Below are 15,166 nucleotides of genomic sequence, written 5' to 3' on the forward strand. Positions count from 1 at the left end.
CAAGTAATGGCCGGTAACTCTCGGCGCCAGGGGGCCGTGCGCAAGACCGGCAGCCAAAAAGGGCCGACCGTAGGGTCGGGTGGTCAGCGGCGCCGCGCGCTGGAGGGCCGGGGACCGACGCCGCCGGCGCACCTGCGTCCGAATCATCCCGCGGCAAAGCGGTCCGCCAAAAGCCAGTCCCGCCGGCCGGCCAAGCGCACCGACGACACCGAAACCGTGCTCGGTCGCAATCCCGTGCTGGAGTGTCTGCGCGCCGGTGTGCCCGCCACCGCGCTCTACGTGGCACTCGGTATCGAGGCCGACGAGCGCGTCACCGAATCCGTTTCGCGGGCAGCAGATTTGGGCATCGCCATTCTGGAAGTGCCGCGTCCAGACCTGGACAAGATGACCACCAACCATCTGCACCAGGGCATCGCTTTGCAGGTCCCGCCGTACCACTACGCCCATCCCGACGACCTACTTGGCAGCGCACTGCAAACGCCACCGGCGCTGCTGGTCGCGTTGGACAACATCTCCGATCCCCGCAATCTCGGTGCCATCGTCCGATCCGTCGCGGCCTTCGGCGGTCACGGCGTCCTGATACCGCAACGCCGTTCGGCCTCCGTGACGGCGGTCGCCTGGCGCACCAGTGCCGGCGCCGCCGCCCGCATCCCGGTGGCACGTGCCACCAATCTCACCAGAACGCTGAAGGATTGGGCCTACCGCGGGGTCCGGGTGGTTGGCCTCGACGCGGGCGGCGAGACCGCCGTCGATGAGCTGGACGGCACCGACCCGATCGTCGTGGTTGTCGGGTCCGAGGGCAAGGGCCTCTCGCGGCTGGTGCGGCAGAACTGCGACGAGGTGGTGTCGATACCGATGGCCGGGCAGGCCGAATCGCTGAACGCGTCAGTGGCCGCCGGGGTAGTACTCGCCGAGATAGCTCGCCAACGCCGGAGTTGACGACTTTGCCCGGCCGGCTCGTGCTCCTGGGCGTCGCACTGGCCGCGCTGACGCTGTTGCCGCCGGCCGCCGTCGCCGCGGCCCCGGAGTTCGACCTGCAGGCGCACCGCGGCGGACGCGGTGAGACCACCGAGGAGTCGCTGCGCGCCTTCGCCGCCTCGCTCGAACTTGGCGTCAGCACACTGGAACTCGACGTCGTCATCACCAAAGACGGCCAGCCCCTGGTCTGGCACGACCCAGCGATCGACGCCGGCAAGTGCACCGACACCGCGCCCGTCGTGACCGGCGACCCGCAGTACCCCTACGTCGGGAAACTGGTGCACGAACTCACCCTCGAACAGATCCGCACCCTGGACTGCGGTCGTCGGCTGGCCGAGTTTCCCGACGCAACAGTGGTGCGCGGCAACAAGATAGCGACCCTACGGGAGGTTTTCGCGCTCACCGACTCGTATCGGGCGCCGACCGAAACAGGGGTGCGCTACGACATCGAAACCAAGGTCGAGGCGGCCAATCCAGGCGCGTCGGCGGGCCCGCAGCAATTCGTGGACGTGATCCTGGCCGCGGTGCGCGCGGCGGGCAAGATCGATAACGTCGAAATCGAAAGCTTCGACTGGCGCACCTTGCCCATGGTGCATCGGGCTGAGCCGGCCATCCCGCTGGTGGCCCTGTACGACGACACGACCTGGGCGCCGGGGTCGCCGTGGTTGGCCGGCATCGACCCCGCGGTCGTCGGCGATCCCGTCCTGGGAGCGCTGCTGGCCGGAGCGAACATCGTTGCGCCCGAATATCGACTGGTCACCGGTAGGCAATTTGTCGATCACGCACATGCATTGGGGCTCAAGGTAATCCCGTGGACCGTCAACGATGCGGACGCGATGCGTGAGCAGATCGGCGACGGTGTCGACGGCATCATCACCGACTACCCGACCAAACTTCGTGGCGTACTGGCTGACCTCGGCATGCCGTTGCCGCCGGCTTATCGGCGCGTTTAGCCGAACTTGCTGTCGGCTAGCCCGCCGAAAGCCGCGTGCTCGTCGATGCCGCGCCGCTGCCGGCGGCGATGGCTGCCCGCGAGGGCACCCGCAGCGCGCCGGATCATGGCCGGGCGCAGCAGTCGGGTGGGCGGGTCGAGAAGCGCAGTCACCCGGAAGAATTGATTGGCCACGGCGGGGTCCTGTTCGGCCGCGGTGAGCACCCGATCGAGGTAGACCCCCAGCATGCGGGTGAGCAGCGGCGCCGTGCCTTCGATTTCGGGCAGGCACAGGTCGGGATTGGCCGACAGCTCCCACGCCTGACGGATCGGCACCTTGGTCGCGCGGAAGTATCGGCGCGCCAAATCCGTTGTTCCGCGCGACAAGCAGTCGCGCAGCGCTAACGCTTCCAGTGCGGCGACCGTCATGCCCTGGCCGTAGACGGGGTTGAAGCTACAGATCGCATCGCCGATGACCAGCAGACCCTCGGGGAATCGGGGCATCCGGTCGTAGCGGCGCCAGCGGCTGGACGGTTGGCGGTGCCGAGTGGTTTCGCCGATGGGTTCGGCAGCTTGGATTGCGGCGATCAGGTGGCGGGGCGCGCAGTCCTCGACGAACTCGCACATCGACACCAGGTCCGGGTGCGGTTCGCGGCCCGCCACGCCGAAGACGGTGAACATCCAGGTGTCGTTCTCGGTATGCAGGACGCCCAGTCCCCGCGGGCGCCCCGGTACGGGTGCGATGACGAAACCGAGTTCGTCGAGCGAGCCGGGCGCCATCCGCAGCGCCTGGGTCACATAGGTCAGGTGAACCAGGACATGCTGGTCGGGCGGGCAACCGTAGCCAAGTGCGTTCAACCAGTTGGGGGTGCGTCCGGCACGCCCGGTCGCGTCGATGACCAGGTCGGCGCTCAGCGTGCGCAGTTCGCCGGTGCGGCGGTCGACGACCTGGGCGCCGGTCACCCGGCGGCTGTCCAGCGTCGAGGTCAGCTCCACGATGTCGTGCTCGTCCAGCAGCGTGACGTTGGGAACGGCCCGCAGCCGGGCGCGCACGTGTTCCTCGAGGAAGGGCCGGGTCGCCAGGTACGCGGTGAACGAGTCGGCGTGGCCGCGCCGCGCCACCAGGTGTCCGCCCACGTTGTAGTACACCTGCGACAGGTCGCCGCCGAAGTAGTGGGCGCCGTCGAGGACCAACTGATCGAGGATGCCGGGGAACAACTCCTCGAACACCTGCGCGCCGCGGGGCAGCAACCCATGCAGATGCCGGCCCTGCGGGACGCCGCGACGAGGACCGGCCGCGGACGGGCAGTCCGGCAGCGGATCGCGTTCCACCACCGTGACGTCGATGTAGAACTCACTGAGCGTCCGCGCGGCCAGCAACCCGGCCATGCTTGCTCCCAATACCAACGCGTGCGTGCCGATCTTTGCCATTCCCACCATCCGTGCTGAGCGCTTATCCGACTAACTGTCATGCTCACGGCACGCCACCGGGGCCGGCAGCGTAGTCGACTACCCAATGCGGTGCGTGTCACTACGCATCGGGGTCGGGAAACGTCGGGATAACGGCCCGCCCGACGCGTGCTCGCCGTTATAGTCGCCGAGTGATCGGCGCTGAGCCGCTGACCGGGCGCGACAGTGAATTAGGGATCATTCGCCGCGCGCTCGGTGCGGTGGGCAACCGTTCGGGCGTTTTGCTCGCCGGAGCCGCGGGCGTGGGCAAGACGTGGCTGGCCCACGAAGTGCTGCGGCGCGCCGAGGCGGCCGGGCAGCGGACGAAATGGATCGTCGGCACCGAGTCGGCGCGCGCGTTGCCGCTGGGTGCATTCATCGGCTTGCTCGGCGACGCCATGTCCGACCCGCGCACCGACGTGCAGCGGGTCATTAATTCGTTTGTCGCGCAGCAGCGTCGGGGCCGGGTGGTCGTCGGAGTCGACGACGCGCACCTGCTCGACGGATTGTCGGCCTTGGTTGTGCACCAGCTGGCGCAGTCGGGTGAAGTCCGGCTGGTGGTCACGATTCGCACCGGCAGCGACGAACCCGACGCGGTGACGGCGCTGTGGAAGGACGGGCTGCTGGATCGGCTTGATCTCGAGCCGCTTTCGGCGATGGCCACCCGCGAGGTCATCGAGAGCAGGTTGGGTGGCCCGATCGATGCACGCACCGCGGCGCGATTTCAGAAGCTGACCGGTGGCAATGCCCTGTTTTTGCGGCTACTGCTGGCCGATCAGCTCGCTGCCGGGCGCATGCACCAGTCGGCCGGGGTATGGATGTGGGACGGGGACGTCGCCGTCTCGGCGAGCCTGTCTGACACATTGAGCCGCCAGATGGGTCGGCTCAGTCCGGGGGTGGCCACCGTGGTCGACACGTTGTCGCAGTGCGAACCGCTGTCCGTCGACGTGCTGTGCGATTTGGCGCACCGTCACGACCTGGCCGCCGCCGAGCGGATGGGGCTGGTGAGCATCGAACGCACCGCCGCCGGCCTGGCGGCCAGACTGGCCCACCCACTGTTCGGTGAGCTGCGTCGAGCCGGCGCCGGCGAGTTGTACCTGTCCGAGATTCGCGGCAGGTTGGCGACACGGATGGCCGCCGACGGCGATGTCGACATGCAGGCCACCGTGCGACGCGCGTTGCTGCTGCTGGAGTCGGATCTCGATCCCGACCCCGGCTTGTATCTGGAATCGGCGCGGCACGCCATGACACTGCTGGATCTGGACCTGGCCGACCGGTTGGCCACCGCCGCCACGCATGCCGGGGCGCCGGGAGCCGCCGGCGTGCGGGCGATGAACCTGGCCCTGTTGGGACGCGGTGAGCCGGCCGAGGCGGCGCTGAGTGCGATGTCCGGCAGCGACGTGCCTGACGGACATCACTGGGCGACCGTGCGTGCGGCCAACCTGATGTGGAATCTTTTCAACCCCGCGGCGGCAGCACAGATTCTCGACGAACTGGCCTCCGCGGGTGTCGAAAGCCCGGCGCAGCGGGCGGAACGGTTGGCCGTGCAGGCCTGCCTGGACGCGGTGGCGGCACGGTGTCAACGGGCCATCGAGAACGCGCGTGCCGCGATGGCGTTTCCCGAACTGCCCGGATTTCACACGATGATGGCTTCGCTTGCCTGGATCATGGCGATGGGCGCGCTGGGACAGGTCGATGAGCTTGCGAAGGTAGCCGAGGCGGCGTTGCGGCGCGCCACCACGTCTTTTCAGGCATCGCACATGCGCTTCTGGTTCGGTGCCGTGTATGGTCGCGCCTGCAGGTTGACCGGACGAATCGATGAATTCGTCAGCGCGGCCGAACAATTGGCCCATTCCACTCGCGACATTCCCGGCCTGGCCTATGCGAACCTGGCCCTACTGATGGCAAATGCCGAGTTGGTGCGTGGCTCCGTCGCCGAGGCGGTGCGGCTGGTGCACGAGGCGGTCGCCGGGGTTCAAATCCATTCCGTCACTACCGGTCTGCGACCGGCGAGTTACTTCACTCTTGCCGAGGCGCACGCCAAGCTGGGTCAGGCCGCGGAGGCCACTGACGCCCTGGCCGCGGCGCGATCGTGCGTTCCGCGGGAATTTCTCTTCATGCATACCGCCCTGGCCCTGGCCGAAGGCTGGGCGCTGGCGGCCAGCGGCCATCTGACCGAGGCCGCGGCCGTTGCCCGAGAGGCCGCTCGGCTGGCTCGCGAGCGCAATCAACCCACCCATGAACTGGCCTGCATTCAGGCCGCGGCGCAATGGGGCGACGCCACGCTGACAGGTCGGGCCCGGGAGCTGGCCGACGCATTGGCCCTGCCATTGGCGGATGCCGTCGCGGCGCATGCCAAGGCCCTGCGCACGTGCGACGGTGATGGGCTACTGGCGGCCTCGGCGGCCTACCGACGCGTCGGCGATCGTGCCGCGGCCGCCGATGCGGCCGCCCAGGCGTCCGTCGCTTTCGACGAGCGCCAGCACCATCGCCGGGCTCTGTATGCGGCGGCCCTGGCCCGGGAGTTGGCCGACGAATGCGGCGGCCTGCAGACCCCCGCGCTGCGCACCCCGACGGGTCTGAAACTGTCCGGCCGCCAGCGCGACGTCGTCGAACTCGTGGCCACCGGTCTGTCCAACCGCGAGATCGCCGAACAGCTGGTGATGTCGGTGCGCACCGTGGAAGGCCACGTGTACCGGGCCTGCCAACGGGTGGGCGCCCAGTCTCGTGAGGAATTGGCCTCCATCGTTCGCGCCGGGCGTCCGACGTACACCTAGGTCCGTCGACTACAGGCCCAGCACCCGCGCCGATCCCCACAGCGCTACCACCGCTATCACCAGCGCCGGCGGCACCGTGCACAGCCCGAGTCGGGTGTACTCGCCGACGGCCGCCTCGACGTCGTGTCGCCGAAGCACCCGCCGCCACAACAGGTTTGACAGCGAACCGACATAGGTCAGGTTGGGTCCGACGTTGACCCCGATCAGCACCGCCAGGATTCCCACCGGTCCAGCAGGCGCGACCAGCGGCAACAGCACGAGCGTCGCGGGCAGATTGTTGACGATGTTGGCTAACAGCGCGGCCACCGCGGCGATGGCCAGCAACGCCGGCAACCCCGATCCGTGCGGCAGCACCGCCGACATCACCCGGGCCATTCCGTTGAGCGTGACCGCCTGCACCACCACACCCAGGGCCAGCACGAACACCAGAAACGAGAGGTGCACCGAGCGAAGGATTTCCGTCGCGGTGGTGTGCCCGCGGCGCAGGCTGCGCACCGCCAGCGCCGCGGCGCCGGCCAGCGCCACCCACGCGGGCGGCACGCCCAGCGGTTCGGACAACGCGAACCCGGCCAGCGTCAGCCCCACCACCACCAAGACGAACACCGGCGGTCGCGGTGCCGGGCCGAGTTCTTCCGGGTTTGGGGCGGCGCGCAGGTCCGCGGCGAAAAACCAGCGGAACACCGCGTACATCGTGGCGATGGTGAGCAGCCACGGCAATGCCATCACGAGCGTGAATTGGGTGAAGGAGATGTTCGCGAGGTGAAATGCCAGCAGGTTGGTCAGATTGGACACCGGCAGCAGCAGGGAGGCTCCGTTGGCGAGGTGCGCGGTCGCATAGGCGTAAGGGCGTACCGGGGTCCGCAGCCGGCGCACCGCCGCCAGCACCACCGGCGTCAACAACACCACGGTGGCGTCCAGGCTCAGGACGGCCGTGATGGAAGCGGCGATGACGAACACCTGACGCAGCAGCCCGTGTGAGCCACGAGGAGTACGGGCGATGGCCGCGCCCGCGGCCTCGAAGAGGCCCTCGTCGTCACACAACTTGGCCAATACCAGCACCGCGCCCAAAAACGCCACCACGCCGAACAATCCGGAGACTTGCTTGACCGCTTGATCGACCGACACCGCGCCGATCGCAACGACGATGACGGCGGCCGGAACAGCGGCGACCGCCTCCGGCAATCCGCGCGGGCGTACCACGGCGAACCCAAGAACCACGGCAAGCAACAGCAGTGCGACGGTCAGTGCCAACGTCTGAACCGCTTCATTGCCACGGGTTTTCGCGCCGCCACACCGTCGGCAAATGCAGCGCGACGCCGTCGCGTGCCGCCAGCTCGTCGAGGATGCGCATGGACACGTCGAGGTCGTCACCCGCGTAGGGCAAGGCCCGCAACGGCTTTGACAGCGGGCGGAAGAAGTCGTCCCAGTGGATGGCGATCACCCGGCGCGCGCCCACCGCCTGCACGGTCTCGGCCCAGTAGTCAAGCAGATAGGACCGGGGCCGCAGGCCCAGCTGGCCGACGGACAGATACACCACATCGGCGTGCCGGCCGGCCAGTGCCCCGGTGACGAAACCGGCGCTGCCCTGGATCAGCAGCCGCTTGTCCGACGGCAGGTGGTGGATCAGTGCCGACCAGGCCTCCCCGCAGCGATAGGCGGCCGCCTTCACCGGCGGCACCAGCGGTGCGTCGATCACGCCGGGGAAACGATCCGGCGGACAGTGATGTGACTCCACCAGGGTCACGTCGTAGGCACCCAACCGAATTGGCTCACCCGACACCGCCACCACCAGCCGGTCTTCCGGCAGGCCGTAGCCGCGCCCGACGTTGGCCGCCGATTCGCCGCCGACCAATTGCGCGCCGGTGCGATCGGCGACCAGCGCGGAATCCAGCACATGGTCGATGTGGGTGTGCACCGGGATGACGGCCGCCAGCCGCGACACACCGGCCCGGGTCAGACAGCCGTCCACCCGGGCCGGTGACGGCGCCACCTTTCCGGCGGCCACCCGGGGCAGGCTGGGGCGCGAGAAGTAGCCGTCGGTCAGCAGCGCGGACGACCCGTCGTCGATGAGCAGCGTCGCCACGCCCATCCACATCACCGAGAGCCCGGCACCGGCCGTGGCGGCGGGCACGTCGAAGCGGTCGGAATACCGCCCGATATCGGGGCGACCGAGCCGCAGCCGCATCAGCAGAACGCCCTGATGTCGATGTCCGCGGCCCGCAGCCGGTCGCGGACGGCCGTCGCGATTTGCACCGCGCCGGGCGAATCACCATGCACGCAAACGGATTCCACCCGCACATCGACCGGGCTGCCGTCGATCGCGGTGACCCGCCCGCCGGACACCATGTCCAGCACGCGCTGCGCGATCGCCACCGGGTCGTGCAGTACCGCACCCGGTTCCCTACGGGACACCAGCTGTCCGTCCGGCCGGTAGGCGCGATCGGCGAACGCCTCGGCGACCGTGGTCAGCTTCAGCCGCTCGGCCTCGGCGAAGAACGCCGACCCCGCCATGCCCAGCACCGGCAGCGTGTCGTTGACCATTCGGACCGCCTCGGCGACGGCGGCGGCCTGCTCGCGGTTGGTCACGATCGTGTTGTACAGCGCGCCATGGGGTTTGACGTAGCTTACGGTCGACCCGGCCGCGTGCGCGATCGCCTGCAACGCGCCGATCTGGTACACCACATCGGCCGTCAGATCCGCGGCGTCCACATCCATGAAGCGCCTGCCGAACCCGGCCAGGTCGCGATAGCTCACCTGGGCGCCGATGCGCACCCCCCGCGCGGCGGCGCCTTGACAGACCCGCACCAGGCCGGCCGGATCACCGGCGTGGAAACCACACGCCACGTTGGCGCTGGAGACGATCCCGAGCATGGCGTCGTCGTCGCCGAGTCGCCAGACGCCGAAGCCCTCGCCCAAGTCGGCGTTGAGATCGATAGCGGGCATTCGCCTAGCTTATTGGGGAACCTTGGCGACGACTTGATCGAGCAGGTTGTTGACCGCCGAGTCGGTGTCCTCGTTGAGCAGGCAGACTCGCGCCTCGACCACTACAGCTCCCCGCACGGCCATCGCGTGCGAGCAGCCCCAGCGCGCGTCTTCCTCCTGTCGCATCGACACCGTGATGCGTGAGTCGCCAGCCCGCAGGTCGTGGGTCAAAAAGTAGCTGTGGTTGCCGTTGGAGGAGTGGAAGCCGAACCGCCGCTGGGCGCATCGTTGCCAATCCTGTCGGGCGCGTTGCAGCAGCGCCTGGGCATCGCCGGACGTGGTGAACGACGTCACTAGCTGCGTGACGTCGGCGGCCACCGCGTTGGGGGTGCTGAACTGGTTCCCGCGCATGGCGACGTATCCGCTGTTGGCGTAGACCGTCACATCGCCCACCGAGCTCAGTCCTAGGCAGGTGCGATCGTCGACGATCTGTGCGGAGTCCGACGTGCTGGTGGCGGTGCCGACCAACGCCATCGCGGTGCCACCGGCCACAGCGATGAGTTGGTCCCGATTCAGCAGCATGCCCTCCAGGGCCGTCGGGGGCAGCACCGGCGGGGCTGAGGTCAGGGTCGTCGACGTCGTCGGGCTGCGCAAGCCGGGTTCGGTGGCCAACGCGGTGCCGTCGACCGCCCGGGTGCAGCCGGCGACCGCCGCCGTCAGGACGCAGGCCAGCGGCGCGGCGAGTAAGGCCGTCGACCAGCGGAGTGCCCGGTGCATCGCCTACCGCCCCCGCCTCACCTTCGCCGCGATCTGGCCGGCGATGTCGGCGGCTGGCGTCCCCGCCAGGCTGTAAGCGCACGCGACGACGTCAACGGCGACGTTGTTGCGGACGGTCAGCGCCCGCTGGCAGGTCCACCCGTCGCCGCCCTCCTGGACCTCCGACGTGCTGAGCATGCCGTTGTCGTTGGTGACGCCGGCGACCGTCCATACCGTGTCCGGCTGGCCCGGTACGACGTCGGAGTAACGCCGATTCGAGCAGGCGTGCCAGCTCTGCACCGAGGACTCGTAGAACGCGTCGGCATCGTGCGCGGACGGAAACGCGATGACGGCCTGGATGGCGTAGTGGTCGCGCTTTTTGGAGTCGTTGACGCTGTCGTCGAGCCGCTGGCCGCGCACCGCGGTCCAGCCCGTGCCGGAGTAGACCTTCGCTTGGGCGGGTCCGTCGATCGCAAGACAATTCTGGTCGCTGACACCGGAACTCCAGTTCCACATGCCCTTGTTGGTCACCCACACCTTCATCGAGGTAGCGCCCAACGCGTTGTTGATCTCGGCGATCCCGAGGAGCAACCCCTCCAGCGCCGACACCGCCACCGGATCGCGAGCATGGGCCCCGAGGTCCGCCGGGATGGCACGGCCGGAGACGCTAGTGGTGCAACCACCGATCAAGGTGGCCGCCGCGGTCAGCACCCAGACCGCGAACTGCCGGCGCACCGTTGCCTCCCCCTGCCATGGCCACTGCGTGGGACAAGCTTAAGCGGCGGCCTCTTGGCGTCGCCCCCGCAGCCAGCACAGGAGATAAATCAGGAACGAGATCGATGCCACGAAAACCGACACCGGGATGCCGGGCGCCAGTGACAGCACGATGCCTCCCACGGCCGCAGTCTCGGCGAAGATCACCGATGTGACGATGGCCGCCGTCGGTGAGGCGATCACCCGCGCGGCCGCGGCCGCCGGCGTGATCAGCAGCGACATCACCAGCAGCGCGCCGACGATCTGCACGGCCTGGGCGGCCACCACCCCGACCAGCGCGGCGAACACGATGCCCAGCGCCCGGACCGGCACGCCACGCGCGGCCGCGACGTCGGGATCGACGGTGGCGAACAGCAACGGCCGGTAGCACGTCGCTAGCACCGCGACCACCAGCAGGCACACCAGCGCCAGCATGGCTAGCCCGGTGTAGCCGACCCCGACGATCTGCCCGGTGAGCAGGGCGAAGCTGGTCGTGGTGCGTCCCGGGTAGAGGTAAATGAACAGCACCGCCAGGCCCAGCCCGAACGCCAGCACCACCCCGGTCACCGAATCGCGTTCCCGCGCCCGACCGCCGAGTATCCCGAACAGCGCGGCGGCCACGGCGCTGCCGATCAGCGCGCCCAAGCCGACCTGGATCCCGACCAGCAACGCGAACGCGGCTCCGGTCAGTGACAGTTCGCTGGACCCGTGCACGGCGAACGACATCTGCCGCATCACGATGAACGGACCGATCAATCCGGCCACCAGCCCCAGCAGCGCGGCCGCCAGTACCGCCTGTTGGACGAAGTCGTGGCTGAGCAGTCGGGCGGTGATGTCGAAGGAAAACAGATTGCCCAGCACCTCGGAGAGCTGGTCGTTCATAACGCGTGCCCGCCGTCTTCGCCGACCACGACGAAGCGATCGTTGACCTTCACCACCTGAATGTCGGCCCGATACAGCGTCGAGAGCGTCTCGGTGGTCATCACCTGCTCGACGGCACCGATGCGGAACCGCCCGTCGACGAGATAGAGCACCCGGTCGACGTAGGGCACGATCGTGTTGATCTCGTGGGTCACCACCATGACGGTGGTGTTGGCCTCGCGGCGGCGGCGGTCGATCAGCGCGGCGACGAGCTTGGCGTTGGCCGGGTCCAGCGTCAGCAACGGTTCGTCGCACAGCAGCAGCATCGGATCGCTGGCCAGGGCTTGAGCGATGCGTATGCGCTGCAGTTCCCCGCCCGACATCAGCCCGACGCGAACATCGGCCAGCTGCTCGCCGTTGACCTGTGCCAGCGCTCGGTCGACGGCGTCTCGGCGCCGGGTCCGTTGGGTGAACCGCAACGGCGCGGTGCCCCACCGGTGCCCGTCCACACCGAGCCCAACCAGGTCGCGGCCGACCAGCATCACGTCCCGGTCGATCGGGCGGTGTTGCGGGACGTAGCCGATGTCCCCGCTACCCGAGCTGACCTCTTTTCCGTCGACCTGGACGGCGCCTGCGGTCAGCGGCAACTGGCCGAGCAGCACCTTGAGCAGCGAGGTTTTGCCGGTGCCGTTGGGACCGAGGACCGCGATGAACTCACCCGCCGATACCGTCAAGTCCAGGCCGTCCCAAAGGACACGATCGCCGAACGCCAGCCGAGCACCGGACAGGCGGACCGCCGGTGGCCGCGGGTCGGCCGTCCCGATCGCTTCGTCAATGACGGGCATCGGCCCGGCCCGACCGCAGCGCAGCCTGCAACTGGTTGACCGTGTTGCGCTGCCAATTCAGATATTCCGTGCCGTCAGGCAGGCTTTCGGTCACCAGGACGACCGGAACGCCCGCGTGTTTTGCCGCGTCCTGCAGGCCGTTGATCGCGGGGGTCTCTGTCTGCGGGTTGAGCAGCACCGCCGCCACCTGATGACGATTGACCAGGTCCAACACGAACGCCATGTCGGCCGGTGCCGGATCGGTTCCGTTCTCGTTGGCGCTGGCGAACGCGGGAGGAGTGCGATTCACCAGTCCGATGGCCTGGATGAGGTAGTAGGCCACCGGTTCGGTTGCGACGACGGAGGTGTCGGGATAGGTGCGGGCGATGGAGTGTTCCGCGGCGGCGATGGCGTCGGCCTCCCGGCCGAATGCGGCGGCGTTGGCTCGGTAATCGCCGGCGTCGTTCGCGTCGTCGGCCACCAGCCGGTCGGCGATGGCGGTGGCCACGGACTTGGCCACGTTGAGGTCGTAGAAGACGTGTTCGTTGGGCGGTGACCCGTTGACCGGCTTGGCGGCGAACGAGTAGGCGTTCACCGACTTGATGTTCGGATGTTGGTCCAGCACCTGGGTGAGCCACGGGTCGTAACCGCCGCCGTTGCAGATCACCAGTCGGGCGTCGGCGACGGCCGCGGCGTCCGCGGCGGTGGCCTGGTAGGTGTGCGGGTCGACGTTGGCGCCCCGCAGGATCGACTTGATGCGCAGATGCGATCCCGCGACAGCTTGGGCGACACTGCCCCAAACGTCGGTGGAGGCCACGATGGGGGCGTCATGGAGGTGATCCGAACCGCCCGACCCGCAGCTCGTGATGGTCGCCGCGCCTACCAAACAGGCCACCGCGAAAGTGCGGCGGGCAGGGCGTGAGCCGGCCCGCCGGCGGCGCCGTTCGACTTGGCTCATTCCCGTCCCATCAGCGCGTACGGGTGCGGGCTCCTGCTCGCCACCCCCGCGTGCAGACGCATCCGAATTGAAAATCGTTTCCAACAAATTAGCAGATCGCGGCGGCGGAAGCGCGGCCGAGGGATGGGCGGTAGCGTCAGCCAACGTGAGCCCGACACCACGACGGCGTGCGACGTTGGCGTCGTTGGCGGCCGAACTGAAGGTGTCGCGAACCACCATTTCGAACGCCTTCAACCGGCCGGATCAGCTCTCGCCTGACCTGCGCGAACGCGTGCTGGCCACGGCCAAACGGCTCGGCTACGCCGGCCCCGACCCGGTGGCACGGTCGTTGCGCACCCGCCGGGCCGACGCGGTGGGTTTGCTGATGGCCGAGCCGTTGACGTATTTCTTCAACGACCCCGCGGCCCGCGATTTCGTTGCCGGCGTGGCCGAATCGTGCGAAGAGCGCGGCCAGGGGCTGCTGCTGGTCGCGGTCGGGCCGACCCGGAGCCCGAACGACGGCAACGCCGCAGTGCTGAGCGCGGGTGTGGACGGGTTCGTGGTGTATTCGGTGCGCGACGACGATCCGTACCTGCAACTGGTGTTGCAGCGCCGGCTGCCCGTGGTGGTGGTCGACCAACCCAAGGGGCTGTCCGGGGTGTCGCGGGTCGGCATCGATGACCGGGCGGCCATGCGCCAGCTCGCCGAGTACGTGCTCGGGTTGGGGCATCGCGAGATCGGGCTGTTGACCATGCGGCTCGGTCGGGACCGGCGACAAGACGTGGCGGACGCGGAACGGTTGCGCTCGTTGATGTTCAGCGTGCAGCGTGACCGCATCGCCGGGGTGTGGGACGCCATGCAGGCCGTCGGGCTGGACCCGGATTCGCTGACCGTGGTGGAAAGTTACGAACATCTGCCGACCTCGGGCGGCGAGGCGGCCAGGGTGGCGCTGGAGGCCAATCCGCGGATCACCGCATTAATGTGCACGGCAGATGTTTTGGCGTTGTCAGCGATGGATTACCTTCGCGCACATGGCATTTACGTGCCCGGCCAGATCAGCGTCACGGGCTTCGACGGCGTGCCCGATGCCATCGCCCGGGGCCTGACCACGGTGGCGCAGCCCAGCCTGCAAAAGGGTCATCGGGCCGGCGAACTACTGCTCAATCCGCCGCGGTCCGGACTGCCGGTGGTCGAGCTGCTCGACACCGAGCTGATCCGCGGCCGGACCGCCGGTCCGCCGGTGTAGCGCTACTTGGCGTCGGTGTCGCCGATCAGCAGGCGTACGGCCAGATCGAGCCGCTTGCTGACATCGGTCGCCGAGGCACGCCGGGTTAGCCAGGCGAGCAGGTTGGACAGCCACACGTCGGAGATCACCCGGGCGATGTGGTACTGATCCTCGGTCGGTTCGCCGTCGCTCATCGCGCGGGCAAACATGCTGTCGATCAGCTTCTCCACCTGGTCGACCTCGCTGGCCGCCGAGGCGTCGGCGAAGACGTAGGCGCGCGTCATCGCCTCGGTCAGCAGTGGGTTGCGCTGCATCGCTCGATTGAGCTTGCCGACCATGAAGTTCAGCCGCTGGAACGGGGTGCCGCCGGTCATCGAAGAGCGGTCGGTCTTGGCGTCGATGCGGCTGAACTCCCGGCCCAGGGCCGAGACCAGCAGGTGCACCTTCGACGGGAAGTAGCGATACAGCGTGCCGACGGCGACGTCCGCCCGGTCGGCCACCGCGCGCATCTGGACGGCCTCGTAGCCGCCCTTCGACGCGATGGCCATCGTTGCGTCCAGGATGCGTTTGCGGCGCTCCCGTTGCGCCTCCGAGCCGAGTTCGGACTCGGCGAGAACGGCCACGTTCATGACCTCGCGTGGCTGCGAGTCAGAGACGTGGCCCTCGTTAACGTTCGTTGGCGACATCTGACGGGTTGCTCCTCTTCCGGGCGGTTCGTTCGCAAACGATACGCAAGCCGAATGGGAATTTCCC

At 68.6% G+C, this 15,166-nt stretch carries 14 protein-coding genes; 4 read left to right on the forward strand and 10 right to left on the reverse strand.

What is annotated here, in order from left to right; all coding sequences use genetic code 11:
- Positions 1–6: 6 nt before the first annotated feature.
- Positions 7–939 (forward strand): 23S rRNA (guanosine(2251)-2'-O)-methyltransferase RlmB, encoded by a 933-nt coding sequence (gene rlmB, locus G6N33_RS14360; RefSeq protein WP_044508693.1) that lies wholly within the window; start codon positions 7–9, stop codon positions 937–939.
- Complete coding sequence (locus tag G6N33_RS14365) at positions 936–1,931, forward strand: glycerophosphodiester phosphodiesterase (protein WP_081662100.1); 996 nt, start codon at positions 936–938, stop codon at positions 1,929–1,931. The genes rlmB and G6N33_RS14365 overlap by 4 nt, the downstream gene beginning before the upstream one ends.
- Here G6N33_RS14365 and G6N33_RS14370 read toward each other — a convergent pair.
- The gene (locus tag G6N33_RS14370) at positions 1,928–3,340 is read right to left on the reverse strand and encodes an FAD-dependent oxidoreductase (RefSeq protein ID WP_101528725.1); all 1,413 of its coding nucleotides are present in this window, start codon (positions 3,338–3,340) and stop codon (positions 1,928–1,930) included. The genes G6N33_RS14365 and G6N33_RS14370 overlap by 4 nt on opposite strands.
- A 170-nt stretch (positions 3,341–3,510) precedes the next feature.
- Here G6N33_RS14370 and G6N33_RS14375 point away from each other — a divergent pair, with 170 nt between their 5' ends.
- The gene (locus G6N33_RS14375) at positions 3,511–6,135 is read left to right on the forward strand and encodes a helix-turn-helix transcriptional regulator (RefSeq protein ID WP_044508690.1); all 2,625 of its coding nucleotides are present in this window, start codon (positions 3,511–3,513) and stop codon (positions 6,133–6,135) included.
- Positions 6,136–6,144: 9 nt separating this feature from the next.
- On the opposite strand, the gene G6N33_RS14380 is transcribed toward G6N33_RS14375, so the two are convergent.
- From G6N33_RS14380 to G6N33_RS14415, 8 genes are read right to left on the reverse strand one after another with little or no spacing between them, the layout of a single operon-like run.
- The gene (locus G6N33_RS14380) at positions 6,145–7,386 is read right to left on the reverse strand and encodes an SLC13 family permease (protein ID WP_101528707.1); all 1,242 of its coding nucleotides are present in this window, start codon (positions 7,384–7,386) and stop codon (positions 6,145–6,147) included.
- 13 nt (positions 7,387–7,399) lie between these two features.
- Positions 7,400–8,320, reverse strand: coding sequence for an MBL fold metallo-hydrolase (locus tag G6N33_RS14385; RefSeq protein ID WP_044508688.1), 921 nt, complete (start codon positions 8,318–8,320; stop codon positions 7,400–7,402).
- Positions 8,320–9,078, reverse strand: coding sequence for a LamB/YcsF family protein (locus G6N33_RS14390; protein ID WP_044508687.1), 759 nt, complete (start codon positions 9,076–9,078; stop codon positions 8,320–8,322). The genes G6N33_RS14385 and G6N33_RS14390 overlap by 1 nt, the downstream gene beginning before the upstream one ends.
- Before the next feature lie 9 nt (positions 9,079–9,087).
- Positions 9,088–9,834 (reverse strand): sensor domain-containing protein, encoded by a 747-nt coding sequence (locus G6N33_RS14395; RefSeq protein WP_081662099.1) that lies wholly within the window; start codon positions 9,832–9,834, stop codon positions 9,088–9,090.
- Between the two features lie 3 nt (positions 9,835–9,837).
- On the reverse strand, positions 9,838–10,548 hold the full coding sequence (locus G6N33_RS14400) for a sensor domain-containing protein (RefSeq protein WP_044508686.1): 711 nt from the start codon (positions 10,546–10,548) through the stop codon (positions 9,838–9,840).
- 39 nt (positions 10,549–10,587) lie between these two features.
- A complete protein-coding gene (locus G6N33_RS14405) occupies positions 10,588–11,448 on the reverse strand; it encodes a metal ABC transporter permease (RefSeq protein ID WP_044508685.1) in 861 nt (286 codons plus the stop codon).
- The gene (locus G6N33_RS14410) at positions 11,445–12,272 is read right to left on the reverse strand and encodes a metal ABC transporter ATP-binding protein (RefSeq protein ID WP_044508684.1); all 828 of its coding nucleotides are present in this window, start codon (positions 12,270–12,272) and stop codon (positions 11,445–11,447) included. Before G6N33_RS14410 ends, G6N33_RS14405 begins: the two co-directional genes overlap by 4 nt.
- Positions 12,259–13,209 carry a metal ABC transporter solute-binding protein, Zn/Mn family gene (locus G6N33_RS14415; protein WP_081662098.1) on the reverse strand — a complete coding sequence of 317 codons (951 nt, stop codon included), beginning with the start codon at positions 13,207–13,209 and terminating at the stop codon, positions 12,259–12,261. The genes G6N33_RS14410 and G6N33_RS14415 overlap by 14 nt, the downstream gene beginning before the upstream one ends.
- A gap of 145 nt (positions 13,210–13,354) precedes the next feature.
- Here G6N33_RS14415 and G6N33_RS14420 point away from each other — a divergent pair, with 145 nt between their 5' ends.
- Positions 13,355–14,434 carry a LacI family DNA-binding transcriptional regulator gene (locus G6N33_RS14420; protein ID WP_044512467.1) on the forward strand — a complete coding sequence of 360 codons (1,080 nt, stop codon included), beginning with the start codon at positions 13,355–13,357 and terminating at the stop codon, positions 14,432–14,434.
- Positions 14,435–14,436: 2 nt separating this feature from the next.
- Here G6N33_RS14420 and kstR read toward each other — a convergent pair whose 3' ends face one another.
- A complete protein-coding gene (kstR, locus tag G6N33_RS14425) occupies positions 14,437–15,036 on the reverse strand; it encodes a cholesterol catabolism transcriptional regulator KstR (RefSeq protein ID WP_163771794.1) in 600 nt (199 codons plus the stop codon).
- Between the last annotated feature and the right edge of the window lie 130 nt (positions 15,037–15,166).

This window comes from Mycobacterium simiae, from assembly GCF_010727605.1.
GTDB lineage: Bacteria > Actinomycetota > Actinomycetes > Mycobacteriales > Mycobacteriaceae > Mycobacterium > Mycobacterium simiae.